The sequence below is a fragment of the Lentzea sp. NPDC054927 genome, from assembly GCF_053610285.1.
In genome coordinates, this window is sequence record NZ_JBSGXZ010000028.1 from 89,053 (window position 1) to 102,789 (window position 13,737).

Annotated in this window: 13 protein-coding genes; 4 read left to right on the forward strand and 9 right to left on the reverse strand. The window is 67.7% G+C overall.

The window, feature by feature from the left end; translation table 11 throughout:
- Position 1 precedes the first annotated feature (1 nt).
- The 3 genes from ACWGE0_RS30055 to ACWGE0_RS30065 form a co-directional block, all read right to left on the reverse strand.
- Positions 2–979, reverse strand: coding sequence for a TAXI family TRAP transporter solute-binding subunit (locus ACWGE0_RS30055; RefSeq protein WP_452264296.1), 978 nt, complete (start codon positions 977–979; stop codon positions 2–4).
- Positions 969–2,858: a TRAP transporter permease gene (locus ACWGE0_RS30060; RefSeq protein WP_452264297.1), complete on the reverse strand. Its 1,890-nt coding sequence runs from the start codon at positions 2,856–2,858 to the stop codon at positions 969–971. The genes ACWGE0_RS30055 and ACWGE0_RS30060 overlap by 11 nt, the downstream gene beginning before the upstream one ends.
- 112 nt (positions 2,859–2,970) lie before the next feature.
- Positions 2,971–3,231: a UBP-type zinc finger domain-containing protein gene (locus ACWGE0_RS30065; protein WP_452264254.1), complete on the reverse strand. Its 261-nt coding sequence runs from the start codon at positions 3,229–3,231 to the stop codon at positions 2,971–2,973.
- 29 nt (positions 3,232–3,260) lie between these two features.
- On the opposite strand from ACWGE0_RS30065, the gene ACWGE0_RS30070 reads away from it, so the two are divergent.
- Positions 3,261–4,826: a Na+/H+ antiporter gene (locus ACWGE0_RS30070; protein ID WP_452264255.1), complete on the forward strand. Its 1,566-nt coding sequence runs from the start codon at positions 3,261–3,263 to the stop codon at positions 4,824–4,826.
- 66 nt (positions 4,827–4,892) lie between these two features.
- Positions 4,893–5,990, forward strand: a complete 1,098-nt coding sequence (locus ACWGE0_RS30075) for a glycerophosphodiester phosphodiesterase (RefSeq protein ID WP_452264256.1) — start codon at positions 4,893–4,895, stop codon at positions 5,988–5,990.
- On the opposite strand, the gene ACWGE0_RS30080 is transcribed toward ACWGE0_RS30075, so the two are convergent.
- The 5 genes from ACWGE0_RS30080 to ACWGE0_RS30100 all read right to left on the reverse strand — a co-directional run bounded on the left by ACWGE0_RS30080 (position 5,980) and on the right by ACWGE0_RS30100 (position 10,908).
- Complete coding sequence (locus tag ACWGE0_RS30080; protein WP_452264257.1) at positions 5,980–7,104, reverse strand: LLM class flavin-dependent oxidoreductase; 1,125 nt, start codon at positions 7,102–7,104, stop codon at positions 5,980–5,982. The two genes, ACWGE0_RS30075 and ACWGE0_RS30080, sit on opposite strands and share 11 nt — an antisense overlap.
- The gene (locus ACWGE0_RS30085; RefSeq protein WP_452264258.1) at positions 7,101–8,057 is read right to left on the reverse strand and encodes an ABC transporter substrate-binding protein; all 957 of its coding nucleotides are present in this window, start codon (positions 8,055–8,057) and stop codon (positions 7,101–7,103) included. The genes ACWGE0_RS30080 and ACWGE0_RS30085 overlap by 4 nt, the downstream gene beginning before the upstream one ends.
- Positions 8,038–8,739 (reverse strand): ABC transporter ATP-binding protein, encoded by a 702-nt coding sequence (locus ACWGE0_RS30090; RefSeq protein WP_452264259.1) that lies wholly within the window; start codon positions 8,737–8,739, stop codon positions 8,038–8,040. The genes ACWGE0_RS30085 and ACWGE0_RS30090 overlap by 20 nt, the downstream gene beginning before the upstream one ends.
- Complete coding sequence (locus ACWGE0_RS30095) at positions 8,724–9,491, reverse strand: ABC transporter permease subunit (RefSeq protein WP_452264260.1); 768 nt, start codon at positions 9,489–9,491, stop codon at positions 8,724–8,726. Before ACWGE0_RS30095 ends, ACWGE0_RS30090 begins: the two co-directional genes overlap by 16 nt.
- Before the next feature lie 127 nt (positions 9,492–9,618).
- Positions 9,619–10,908 carry an adenylosuccinate synthase gene (locus ACWGE0_RS30100; protein ID WP_452264261.1) on the reverse strand — a complete coding sequence of 430 codons (1,290 nt, stop codon included), beginning with the start codon at positions 10,906–10,908 and terminating at the stop codon, positions 9,619–9,621.
- A gap of 62 nt (positions 10,909–10,970) precedes the next feature.
- Here ACWGE0_RS30100 and ACWGE0_RS30105 point away from each other — a divergent pair, with 62 nt between their 5' ends.
- Positions 10,971–11,627: a hypothetical protein gene (locus tag ACWGE0_RS30105; RefSeq protein ID WP_452264262.1), complete on the forward strand. Its 657-nt coding sequence runs from the start codon at positions 10,971–10,973 to the stop codon at positions 11,625–11,627.
- Between the two features lie 114 nt (positions 11,628–11,741).
- On the forward strand, positions 11,742–12,371 hold the full coding sequence (locus ACWGE0_RS30110) for an HNH endonuclease family protein (protein ID WP_452264263.1): 630 nt from the start codon (positions 11,742–11,744) through the stop codon (positions 12,369–12,371).
- A gap of 159 nt (positions 12,372–12,530) precedes the next feature.
- Here the strand turns inward: ACWGE0_RS30110 and ACWGE0_RS30115 are convergent, their stop codons facing one another.
- The gene (locus ACWGE0_RS30115; protein WP_452264264.1) at positions 12,531–13,691 is read right to left on the reverse strand and encodes an FUSC family protein; all 1,161 of its coding nucleotides are present in this window, start codon (positions 13,689–13,691) and stop codon (positions 12,531–12,533) included.
- Positions 13,692–13,737 lie beyond the last annotated feature (46 nt).

Consider the following 13,737-nt stretch of genomic DNA (forward strand, 5'->3'; position numbering starts at 1 on the left):
TTCAGCCGAGCGCCTGCTTCGCTCCAGGGTGCAGCGGAACCGGTTCGGAAGACGCCGCCTTGTCGCGGGAGATGTCCTTCACGGCCGGGTGCACCTTCTCCAGGTCGGCCTTCTTGTCGAAGATCAGCTTGGTCACGGCGCACGCGTTGTTGGCCGCGAAGTCCTCGCGCACGAGCAGCAGGTTGGGCACCACGATCGTGGGAACGTCCGAGGTCCCGTAGGTCGCGGCGGGGATCGTGGCCGTGTCGTACACCGGGCTGATGTTCTTCATCTCCGGCAGCAGCGGGGTGATGTCGACGAACTTCACCCGGTCCTTGAGCGACGTGGTGATGTCGGTGATCTGCGGCGTCGGCAACCCTCCGGACCAGATCAGGCCGTCGATGCTGCCGTCCTTCATCCCGTCCGCGGTCTTGGTCAGGTCCAAACGCTGGGCCTGGACGTCGGAGTCGATGTTGAGCCCCGCCGTCTTCAGCAGCCTGCCCGCGATCACCTCGGTGCCGGACTTCGGCGACCCCGTCGAGATCCGCTTGCCCTTCATGTCCGCGATCGAGTTGATCCCGGAATCCGCCCGGACGAGCACCTGCGTGTAGTTCGGGTAGATCCGCGACAACGCCGCGATCTTCTCCTTCTTGCCGTTGAACGCGCCGGCGCCGTTGATGGCGTCCGCGGCGGTGTCCGCCAGCGAGAACGCGATGTCGTAGGTGCCGGACACGAGCTGCTGGATGTTCTGCACGGACGCGCCGGTCTCGGCAGAAGAGGCCTTCAGCTTCGAGTTGTCGGAGATCAGCTTGGCGAGGCCGCCGCCGACCACGAAGTACACGCCACCGGAGTTGCCGGTCGCGATCGTGATCCGGCCGTCGGACGCCTCACACGACGCGCCGCCGCCCGACGCGTCCGGGGTCGTGGGTGTGCGCTTGCCACCACAACCGGAAACAGCCAGCGCGAGTGCGATCGCACCGATCGCGTACTTACGCAGCATCACGAACCCTCCCACGGGTAACCAGGTGGACCGCCACGGCCACCACGAGGAATCCGGCCCCGATGGCGATCGTCAGCGGTTGCAGGTAAAGCAGGAACAACGCCGCCGGCACGCACAGAACGCGTTCCGGCCAGCGCGCGGGACCGAACAACCAGCCGCCCGTCAGCACAGCCAGGGCGGCAACCCCCAGAGCGGACGCACCGAACGTCCACACCGAGTCGAGCAACGGCCCGCGCAACAACAGAGCGGCACCGGAATCAGTCAGCACGAACGCCAGCGGCACGAGGAACGCCGGCAGCGTGTACTTCCACGTCTGCCACATCGTCTTCATGACATCGCCGCCGGTCAGCGCGGCGGCAGCCACCGCAGCCAGCGCGGTCGGCGGCGTCACCTCGGACAACACCGCGTAGTAGAAGATGAACATCGCGGTCTCGGCGGGCTCGACGCCCAGCGTGATCAACGCCGGCCCGATGACGACCCACGAGATGATGAACGACGCCGTGACGGGCACGGCCAGGCCCAGCACCGACACCGCCACAGCCGCCAGCACCGCGGTCAGCATCAACACGACCACGGGTGACGACGACACCGCCGAAGCCAGGTCGACCAACGACCCCGCAAGCGCTTGCCCCAGCCCGGTCTTGGTGATCGTCGACGTGACCACACCGGCCGCCGCGCACACCGCGATCACCGGGAACGCCGAGCGCACACCGACTGACAGCGCGTCGGCGATCAGCTTGAACCAGTCACGCCGGTGGTTGATCAACGCGAACAGCGCGGCCACACCCGTCGCGTACACCACGGCCTTGTAGACGGGGATGTCCAGCGCCAGGAACACGATGATGATCCCGAGCGACAGGAAGTGGTACCAGCCGAGCTTCAGCACGTCCCAGAACCGCGGCGCGTCCACGTCGACCGGCTGCGCGCCGAACCGCCGCGCGTCGGCTTCGACCGCCAGCGCGATGCCCAGGTAGTAGAGCAGCGTCGGAATGATCGCCCAGATCAGCACCTCCAGGTACGAGACCTGGAGGTACTCGGCGATGATGAACGCCGCCGCACCCAGCGTGGGCGGCGACAGGATCGCCCCGATCCCGGACGCCGCGAGCAGCCCGCCCGCGTTCTCCTTGGGATAACCGGCCTTCTGCAGCATCGGCCACGTCACCGCGCCCAGCGACACGGTCGTCGCCGTGCCCGAGCCGGAGACCGTGCCCAGCAGGAACCCCGCGGTCGCCGCCGTACGCCCAGGAGCGGTCCGCGACTTCCTGAAAGCAGCGAAGCTGATGTCGACGAAGAACTTCCCGGCACCGGAGGCGTTCAGCACGGCGCCGTAGATCGTGAACAGCACGATGTAGGTCGCCGCGACGTCCAGCGGTGTCCCGTAAAACCCGCTGGCGTCGTTGAAGAAGCCGTTGATGATCTGCGGGAAGTCGACGCCGGAGTGCGAGATCGACCACGACGGCGGCAGGAACCCGCCGTAGTAGGCGTAGGCGATGAACGCCACGCACACCACCGGAAGCACCCAGCCGGTCGTGCGCCGGCACGCTTCCAGGATCAGCAGGAGCAGCACCGAGCCCGCGATCACGTCGAGCGTCGAGAGCTGGCCCTGCCGGTTGAGGAACTCGTCGAAGCCGCCGAACAGCGGGTACGCGCCGGCCAGGAAGGCAAGGCCCGCCAGCACCCAGTCCCACCAGGGCGGCGTGTGCCCGCGGCCGTACGCCAGGAACACCAGCGGCAGGGTCACCGCCAGGAAGATGATCAGGTAGTACTGGCTTCCCTTGGCGAACGGGAAGAACACCTGCTTGAGGACCAGAAGCGCGATCAGCAGACCGGCGATCCACAGCGCCCGCTCCCACCGGGGTGAGAGCGAGCGCGACGGCATCTCCTCGTCGTGCTCCGCGACGATGCGGGCGAGGTCCGGGTTGGCCACGCTCGAACCGTACTGTGGGCGCGATCACATGGGCAGACGATCAATCCAAAGGAACTGCAAAGACTCACACGATGGCACTGTCCACATAGCACCAGCGCCAGTCCTCGCCCGGCTCGAACGAGCGCATGACCGGATGCTGGGACGAACCGAAGTGCGCGGTCGCGTGCCGGCGCGGGCTCGAGTCGCAGCACGCCACGTGCCCGCAGGACAGGCACATCCGCAGGTGAGCCCAGTTGTGCTCACCCAGAGCGAGGCAGTCGACACAGCCTTCGGTGGACTCGGGTTCCACCAGCCGAGGCAGCGCTTCCACATGCGAACAGGTCATGCCGTCCATCTTTACGCAGAATGAGCGGCATGGTCGGGCCTGAACTACTGCTGCTGTTGCTCGGGGCGCTGGTCGTCACCTCCATCGCGCGCCGCCTGAACTGGTCGGCGCCGCTGGTGCTGGTCGCGGTCGGGCTCGTGGTCTCGTTCATCCCGGGGGTCCCGGAGTTCGCGCTCGATCCGCACCTGATCCTGGTCCTGGTACTGCCGCCGCTGCTCTACAGCGCCGCGCTGGACAGCTCGTACCTCAACATCCGGGCGAACCTGCGGCCGATCGGGCTGCTCGCGGTCGGGCTCGTGCTGTTCACGACGTTCGCGGTGGGCGTAACGGCGAAGTTCGTCTTCCCGGACCTGCCGTTCGCCGCGGCACTGGTCCTCGGCGCGGTGGTCGCCCCGCCGGACGCCGTCGCCGCCGTCGCGATCGGGCGCAAGCTCGGCCTGCAACGCCGGGCGATGACGCTGCTGGTCGGCGAAAGCCTGATCAACGACGCCACGGCGCTGACCGCGTTCAAGGTGGCCGTGGCGGCCGCGGCGGGCACGGCCATGCACCCGGTCGCGAGCGTCTGGATGTTCCTGTACATCACCGCGGGCGGCATCGCGGTCGGGCTCGTCGTCGGCGTGGTGGTCCGCTTCCTTCGCAAACGGCTCTGCGAGGGCGTGCTGGAAAGCGCGCTCGGCTTGCTCGTGCCGTTCGGCGCCTACTTGCTCGCGGAAGAGGGCCTGCACGGGTTCGGCATCCAGTTCTCCGGTGTCCTCGCGGTCGTCGTCGCGGGCCTCTACATCGGCCACAACGCGCCGCGCGGCACCTACACGACCCGGCTGCAGGACGCGGCCGTGTGGCGTTCGGCCGACGTGCTGCTCGAGTCGTTCGTCTTCGCGCTCATCGGCCTGCAGGTCTCGTCGATCATCAGCGACGTCGACCTCAACGTCAGCCTGCTGCTCGGTGCGGCCGCCGTGCTGCTCGCCACGATCCTGGCGCGGTTCGTGTGGATGTACCCGGCCACCTACCTGCCCAGAATCCTCTTCCCGAAGCTCAAGGAACGCGAGGACCGGCCGCCGCACCTCGGTCAGGTGACGGTGATCTCGTGGGCGGGCATGCGCGGCGTGGTCACGCTTGCCGCCGCGGCCGCGATCCCGGAAACAGTTCCGGGCCGCGACATCATCCTGTTCTGCGCGTTCGTGGTGACGGTCGCCACGCTGCTGCTGCAGGGCACGACGCTGCCGTGGCTGATCAACAAGATCGGGTTCGAGGGCGACGACGCGCGGCAGGACGCGCTGGCCGAGGCCCAGGTGCAGCACCGGGCCGCGCAGGCGGCCGTGACGAGGCTGGACGAGGAGATCGAGGACGTCCCCGAACACGTGCGCGACCAGCTGCGATCGCTCGCCGAGCACCGGGGCAACGCCGCCTGGGAACGGCTCGGCCGGCAGGAGGACGAGAGTCCCGCGGCCGCGTACCGGAGGCTGCGCACGGCGATGCTGATGGCCGAGCGCGACGAGTTCATCAAGGCGCGGGACGCCGGCGAGATCGACGACGAGGTGCTCTTCCGCGTGCTGCGCGAGCTGGACTTGGAGCAAGCCGCCCTTTCTCGTGAGTAACCGTTCACCTGCTTTTCGTGTTGCGATGCTTGGGTGCGCTCTCAACACAAAACGGGAGGTCGAACGATGTATCCCAGAAAGATCTGGGCCCGCGGTCTAGCAGCCGTCGTGGTCATCTTCGCGGGTGCGGTGGTGGCGTCGCTGCCTTCCGCGTCGGCACACGACGACAAGGGTCCGATCGTCATCGGGCACCGTGGCGCGTCGGCGTACCGGCCTGAGCACACGCTCGCGTCCTACGAGCTCGCCGCTCGCATGGGCGCCGACTTCATCGAGCCCGACCTGGTGCCGACCAAGGACGGCAAGCTCGTCGCCCGGCACGAGAACGAGATCGGCGGCACGACCGACGTCGCCACGAAGACGCAGTTCGCCGACCGCAAGAAGACCAAGACCATCGACGGCGTCGCCGTCACCGGGTGGTTCACCGAGGACTTCACGCTGGCCGAGCTGAAGACGTTGCGCGCCAAGGAACGCATCCCGGCGCTCCGCCCGCGCAACACGCTCTACGACGGCCGGTTCGAGGTGCCGACGCTGCAGGAGGTCATCGACCTGAGCAAGCGCCTGTCCCGCGAGCTGCACCGCGAGATCGGCATCTACCCGGAGACCAAGCACCCGACCTACTTCCAGTCGATCGGTCTCGCGCTGGAGCCGAAGCTCGTCGACGTGCTCAACCGCAACGGCCTCAACCGCCGCGGCGCCAAGGTCTACGTGCAGTCGTTCGAGGTGGCGAACCTCAAGCAGCTGAACAAGTCGCTGCGCGTGCCGCTGGTCCAGCTGGTCAACGGTTCCGGCGCGCCGTACGACTTCGTCGTGGCCGGTGACAAGCGCACCTACGCCGACCTGGTCACCCCGGCAGGCCTGCGCGAGGTCCGCTCGTACGCGGACGGCGTCGGCCTGACCAAGGACCTGATCATCCCGCGGGACGCGGCCGGGTTCCTCAAGGCGCCGACGACGGTGGTCAAGGACGCGCACAAGGTCGGCCTGATCGTGCACTCGTGGACGTTCCGCAACGAGAACTCGTTCCTGCCCGCGGACTTCCGGTCCTCGACCGACCCGGCCGCGTACGGCCGGGCCTTCGAGGAGTACGACCTGTTCTTCAAGCAGGGCCTCGACGGCGTGTTCGCGGACAACCCCGACACGGCCGTGGAAGCCAAGGTCAAGCGCTAGCCAGTTCGAGCGTGCGGTCCTTGTCGAGCAGACCTCGCTGCTTGAGCAGGGGCCGCACGCCCTCGCCGAACCAGTAAGCCTCTTCCAGGTGCGGGTAGCCGGAGAGGACGAACTCGTCGATGCCGATGGAGTGGTACTCCTCGATCAGGTCGGCGACTTCTTCGTGTGAGCCAACGAGAGCAGTGCCCGCGCCACCACGCACGAGCCCGACGCCCGCCCAGAGGTTCGGGTAGATCTCCAGACCACGCACGCCACGGCTGAGGTCACCGCCGTGCAACGCCAGCATCCGTTGCTGACCAACGGATTCCGACGCGCCCAGCTGTTCCTGCGCCTTCGCCACCACCGCCGGGTCCAGCGCGTCGAGCAACTTCGCCGCCGACGCCCACGCCTCCGCCGACGTGTCCCGGCTGATCGTGTGCAGCCGGATGCCGAACCGGATCGGCCGGTCCGTCAGCGCCCGCACCCGCGCGATCTTCTCCGCCACGTCCTGTGGCGGCTCGCCCCAGGTCAGGTAGACATCGGCCCGCGCGGCCGCCACCGGGAGAGCAGCGTCGGACGAGCCACCGAAGTAGATCGGCGGCACCGGGTCCGGCGCGGCCAGCACCGTGGCGTCCCGCACCTGGTAGTGCTTGCCTTGGAACGAATACGGCTTGCCGGTCCAGATGCCGCGCACGACCTGGAGGAACTCGTCGGTGCGCTCGTAGCGCTGGTCCTTGTCGAGCCAGTCGCCGAACCGTTGCTGCTCAACGGAATCGCCGCCGGTCACGACGTTCAGCAGCAACCGCCCGCGCGAGATCCGCTGGTACGTCGAGGCCATCTGCGCGGCCAGCGTCGGCGACAGCACACCCGGCCGGAACGCCACGAGGAACTTCAGCGTCTTGGTCTGCGCGATCAACGCGGACGTGGTCAGCCACGCGTCCTCGCACCACGTGCCGGTCGGCGTGAGCACGCCGGTGAACCCGACCTGCTCGGCCGTGCGCGCGATCTGGGCCAGGTAGTCGATGTCCGCCTCACGACGTGCCCCGGCAGCAGGTGCGCGGTTGGCGTGGAAGTGCTCCACGACCGTGCGCCCGTCACCGGACGTCGGCAGGAACCAGTGCAGCGTGATGCTCATGCGAGATCTCCCTGGAACCTCGTGTCGACGAACTTCGCGAAGTCGACCTTGCCCGGCAACGTCTTTTCCTCGGTGAAGGCGTCCGCGAGCTCCTGCTCCGACTTGATCAGCGTGTCGTCGATCTTCACCGGCAGGTCGCCGTTGCGGTTCACCGCGGCGAGCGCGACCTCGTACTTGAGCCCCGTCTCCGCCGCCCACGCCTTCGCCCACTCCTCGCGGTGCGTGTCGGCCCACTTCTGCGCCTTGTAGTAGCGGATCAGGTATTCCTTGAGCGCCAGGTTCTTCCCCTTGTCGTCCAAGGCCTTCTTGCCGGCGACCTGGAAGCCGTACCCGTTCGACCTGCCCTCACCCGTGGTCAGCACACGAGCCTTGGCTTCCTGCTGCGCCTGTGCGGTGTAGGGATCCCAGACCGCCCACGCGTCGACCTTGCCCTGGGTGAACGCGCCGTACGCGTCCGACGGCTGCAGGAAGTTCAGCGTCACGTCCTTGGTGGTCAACCCGTTGGCGCGCAACGTGAGCAGCACCTGACCGTGCGCCGAGCTGCCCTTGGCGACCGCGATGTTCTTGCCCTTCAGGTCCGTGACCTTCTGCAGCGGGGAGCTCTCCGGCACCAGGATCGCGTCGGCCTCGACCTGTCCCTTCGACGCGCCGACCGCGGCGATCTTGGCGTTCGCGGCGGCGGCGAAGATCGGCGGTGTGTTGCCCACACCGCCGATGTCGATGGCTCCGGCGGACGCGGCTTCGAGCAGCGGCGGACCCGAGGTGAAGGTTGACCATTCGAGCTTGTACGGGAAGTCGTTCAGCAGACCGGCGGCCGTGAGCAGCGCCTTCGCCCCGCCCTTCTGGTCGCCGACCTTCAGCACGACGTCGCCGGCCGGGGTGTCCTGCGCGGTCGCGGCGCATCCGGTCGTGAACAAGATCGCCGCGAGGAGGCTAAGCAGCTGTTTCAACATCCACTCCCAGATCAGCGAGCACGCGGGTGCGTTGCTCCACAACGGAAGCCCGGCGGCGCGGGCGGGGCAGGTCGACGTGGTGCGTGGCGACGATCCGGCCCTCGTCGAGCACGAGGATCCGGTCGGCCAGCAGCAACGCCTCGTCGACGTCGTGCGTCACGAGCAGCACGGCGGGCTTGTGCCTGGTCCACAGGTCTTCCACCAGGTGGTGCATGGCGAGCCTGGTCAATGCGTCCAGCGCGCCGAACGGTTCGTCCAGCAGCAGCACGTCGGGCTCGCGCACCAACGCCCGTGCGAGCGAGACCCGTTGTGCCTCACCGCCGGACAACGTCAGCGGCCACGCGTCGGCGTGATCGGTCAGCCGCACCTCTTCGAGTGCCTTCAACGCCACCGAACGACCGTCCGGCTGATGCAGGCCGAGCGAGATGTTCCGCCAGACCTTGCGCCACGGCAGCAGGCGCGGCTGCTGGAACGCGACCGACACGGTGCCGGGAACCGTCGCGGCTCCGTCGAACTCGCTGTCCAGCCCCGCGAGGATGCGCAGCAACGTGGACTTGCCACACCCGCTGCGCCCCAGCAGCGCCACGAGCTCACCGGGAACGATCTCCAGGTCGATCCCGTCCAGCACGGTTCGCGGGCCGAAAGCCTTGCGCAGACCGCGAACGCTCACCGCGCTTGCCATCGCAGCACTCTCCTTTCCAGCATGCGCACCAACGCGTCCGTCGTGAGACCGAGCAGCGCGTAGACCACGAGGCCGACGACCACGACGTCGGTGCGGAGGAACTCACGGGCGTTGTTGATCAGAAAGCCGAGACCTGCGTCGGCGTTGATCTGCTCGCCGACGATCAGCGACAGCCAGGCCGTGCCCAGCGCGATCCGCAGTCCCACCATGGTTTGCGGCACCGCGGACGGCAGCACGACGTGCACGATCTGTTCGACACGGCTGTACCCGAGCACGCGGGCGGCCTCGACCAGGCCGGGGTCGGTCTGCCGGATGCCGGCGTGCAGGTTGAGGTAGAGCGGGAACGCCACACCGGACGCGACCAGCGCGAGCTTGGGCTCCTCGCCGATGCCGAACCAGAGGATGAACAACGGGATCAGGCCGAGATGCGGAAGCGTCCGCAACATCTGGACGGGCGGATCCAGCAACGTCTCGCCCCACCGGGAAAGACCGGAAGCCAGCCCGAGTGCGACACCGATCGTGCCACCGATGAGAAATCCGAAGAAAACACGGCCGAGCGACACGGCGAATGCCTCGCCCAATTGGCCGTCCGCGATCAGCTCACCGGCGGATTCGAGCACGGTGAGCGGAGAGGCCAGTTTCTCGGGCGAGAGCACACCCGTTGAGCTGGCCAGTTGCCACAGCAGAACCAGCGCCACCGGGCTGATCCACCGCAACGGCAGCGTTGGTTTTCGAACCAGAGAAAGGGCCACGGCCGAAGTACAGGCGAGCCCAGAGCGTGAGTCAACGACGCCCAAATCGTGAAAATGCGTCGTAGTTCGAGATAATCGGACCCTGGGTGGTTTCCCAGATATCGGAAACCACCCAGGAACCGTGGTATTAGCCGAGCACGTCGTGGCGGACGATCGTCTGGTCGCGGCCGGGGCCGACACCGATCGCCGAGACCCGCGCGCCGATGATGCTCTCCAGGTACTCGACGTAGGCCTTGGCGTTGGCCGGCAGCTCGTCGAACGTGCGGCAGTGCGAGATGTCCTCGAACCAGCCCGGCAGCTCCTCGTAGACCGGCGTGGCGTGGTGCACGTCGGTCTGCGTCATCGGCATCTCGTCGACGCGGCGACCGTCCACTTCGTACGCGACGCAGACCGGCACCTTCTCCAGGCCGGACAACACGTCCAGCTTGGTGAGGAAGTAGTCGGTGATGCCGTTGACGCGCGAGGCGTAGCGGGCGATCACGGCGTCGAACCAGCCGGTGCGGCGCGAGCGGCCGGTGGTGACGCCGAACTCGCCGCCCTGCTTGCGCAGGTACTCGCCCATGTCGTCGTTGAGCTCGGTCGGGAACGGCCCGGAGCCCACGCGGGTCGTGTAGGCCTTCAGGATGCCGATCACGGTGCTGATGCGGGTCGGGCCGACACCGGAGCCGACGGTCGCGCCGCCCGACGTCGGGTTCGACGACGTGACGAACGGGTAGGTGCCGTGGTCGACGTCGAGCAGGGTGCCCTGCGAGCCCTCCAGCACGACGATCTCGTCGCGGTCCAGCGCCTGGTTGAGCAGCAGGCGGGTGTCCGCGATGCGGTGCACGAAGTGCTGACCGTGCTCGAGCACCGAGTCGACGACCTGCTCGGGGTCGAGCGCCTTGCGGTTGTAGACCTTGACCAGCACCTGGTTCTTGAAGTCCAGGGCGGCCTCGACCTTCTGCCGCAGGATCTTCTCGTCCAGCAGGTCCTGCACACGGACCCCGACGCGAGCCAGTTTGTCCTGGTAGGCGGGCCCGATGCCGCGGCCGGTCGTGCCGATCTTCGCCTTGCCCAGGTAGCGCTCGGTCACCTTGTCGATGGCCACGTGGTACGGCATGATCAAGTGCGCGTCCGACGAGATCAGCAGGCCGCTGGTGTCGACGCCCTTCTCCTCGAGCCCCGCGAGTTCCGTCAGCAGGACACCGGGGTCGACGACCACGCCGTTGCCGATGACGTTCTTCACACCAGGCGTGAGGATGCCGGACGGGATGAGGTGCAGGGCGAACTTCTGACCGTCCGGGAGGACCACGGTGTGACCCGCGTTGTTGCCGCCCTGGTAACGGACGATCCACTGGACACGCTCACCGAGGATGTCGGTGGCCTTGCCCTTGCCCTCATCGCCCCACTGGGCACCGATCAGCACGACGGCCGGCATGTGAAACTCCAAGCGCTTGGACTGGTTCGAGCGAACGCCGGTAAGCGAGGGTAGACCAGGAGATGACCGTGCACGGAATCGTGTTGGCCTGCGGAAACCCGCAGTTGCCAATGATCACTCAACGTGACGGCGTGCAGGTGGTCCCTGCCCGCCCCGGCAAGGACCACGTCGACCCCCATCTGGACGCGGAACGGCTCGTCGTCGTGGGTACGGACGCGGACCTCGCCGCCGTCGGGGTTCGGTTGCTGCGCAAGGAGAAGCTCGGTTCGATCACGCTCGGCTACGTACCGGTGGGTGATTCGCCGGTTGCCGCACTTTGGGGGCTTTCGACCGACCCTGCGCGCGCGTTGGACATCGCGCTCAACGGTGACGTAGATCCCGTTCCGTTCGTGCGTGACGACGTCGGTGGAGTCCTCATGGGACTCGGCGTGTTGTCACCGGTTCGTGGCGTTGGTTACAGCGACGCGGACAACGTGCTGCGCGGCCAGGCCTCGCGGATCGAGTGCACGCCCGACCCGGAAGGCGGCCTGGGCCTCGTCGTCCGCATCGTGAACAAGCGGCTCATCGGGTCGAAGGTGCGGGAGAGCCGGCCGCGCGCGTTCCAGCTCGGCTGCCTGCCCACGACCGCCGTGCTGGACGGCAACAAGCATCCGCGGCCGGTCGACAAGTGGACCTGGTACCGGCACACCGAGGACTTGAGGCTCGTGCGAGGCGTGTAGTGATGTGGCTCGCCGTCCGCTTGTCATTCACTTGAGTGTCACTCGAAGGCATTGCCTAATTCCACAATGTGACTGAGGGTGGTCCCGAAACTTCCAACCAGGAAGGCCGGGACAATGTCAAAAGTTAACCGAACCATTGGCGTTTTAGTTGCCGCCGCAGCTCTCACCTTTGGTTTTGTTTCCCCTGCACTTGCGACACCGCCGAACATCCCCAGTACCGCCACCGCCCTGTCCGAACTGGCCTCCCTGACGGTCGCCAACGAGGGTTCCAGCACGGGCTATTCACGCGACCTGTTCCCCCACTGGGTAACCCAGTCGGGCACCTGCAACACCCGTGAGGCCGTGCTGAAGCGCGACGGCACGAACGTGGTGACCGACTCGGCGTGCGCGGCCACGTCGGGCCGCTGGTTCTCGCCGTACGACGGCGCGACCTGGACCGTGGCCTCCGACGTGGACATCGACCACATCGTGCCGCTGTCGGAAGCCTGGAAGTCAGGAGCGGCGTCGTGGACCACGGCGCGGCGCCAGTCGTTCGCGAACGACATGTCCGGCCCGCAGCTCATCGCGGTGACCGACAACGTGAACCAGGCCAAGGGTGACAAGGACCCGGCCGCGTGGAAGCCTCCACTGTCGTCCTACTACTGCACGTACGCGAAGATGTGGGTGCGCACCAAGAAGAACTGGGGGCTCACCTTGCAAAGCACTGAGAAGACCGCACTGAACGGAATGCTCGCGACCTGCTGATGACCACACTCTCCTCGCTTTTCGTGGCCGGCCCCGGCGGCGTGATGACCGACGAAGTCGGTGTCGTCACCGGGGACCTGGAACTGTGCACGGAACTTTCCGACGACGGAAAGCTGCGTGCACTGGTCCGCTACGAGGGTGCGGAGGAGTGGTACGCCGTCACGGGTGCTTCTTGTGTGCTGACTGATCCTCGCGATCACGAGCCGGTTCACTCGCTGCTGCTGGGTTTGCTGAACCGGCCGGAGGGCTGAGAGGCGGCAACGCCTCCATCGCCTCGCTCCTGCTCAACCCGGTCGCCTGCAACAGGTCCACGGCCACGCTGCGGATCTGCGCCAGCACGACCTTGGACGAGAACCCGTCCCCGCCGAGACGCCGCGCGGTGAGATGCCGCGCGGCGTTTCGCACGGCCTCCCTGGTGTCCTTGGGTGTGATGCCCTTCTCCAGCTCGCCCTTGAGGCAGTCGACGGCGTCCGCGTAGTCCTTCAGGACGTCCGGCACGCCGTCCGGGATCTCCTCGTCGGCCTTGAGCGCGGCCATGGTCCGGCGCGCGAGCACGCGGGTGTTGCGGATCGCGTAGTCCACCGGGCCGGCCGCGGTCTGGTACCTGCTGAGCTCGTCCTTGGAGCGCCACCGGATGGGCGCGATCTTCGCGATCTCCGACCCGGTCTGCAGCGCCGCCTTGTAGTCGTCGATGGTGGCCTGGCTGGTCCGCAGCTCCGCGAGCACCCCCGCCGCCTTGACCGAGTCCTTCTCGGTGAGCGCCTCGGCGAGGTTCCGCAACGCGCCGCTGAGGGTGTTCGTGAGCGCTTTCAACTGCCGTTGGGCCACGGTGACCGGGTTCGCGGGCAGAAGTGCCGCCACCGCCAGTCCCACGAGACCGCCGGTCAGCGCGTCGATCATGCGGTCGAACCCGCCGCCCGCACTCGGCGGCAGCAGCGTCGCGACCAGCACCGCACTGCTTCCGGCCTGCAACGCGATGACCGAACCGCCGTCCAGCAGCACCGCCGCCGACATCGCGAGCCCGACGACCAGCGCGATCTGCCACGGACCGCTGCCGATCCAGCTGATCAGCGCGTCCCCGACACCGACGCCGACCGAGACGCCGACGACGAGCTCACCGACGCGCCGCAGCCGTTGCCCCAGCGAGACGCCGAGGCAGACGACCGCGGCGATCGGCGCGAAGAACGGGTGCTCGTGCCCGATGACGAGGGTCGCCACCAGCCAGGCGATGCCGGCGGACAGGGCACTTTGGACGATCGGCAGCGCGGCCTTGCGCCACCGCGTCAGCCCGCGCCCGACCGCGTCCCTGACAGCACCCACGACTCACCCCGACCTGGTCGACTCGCCGCCCAGTCTTGATCCAACG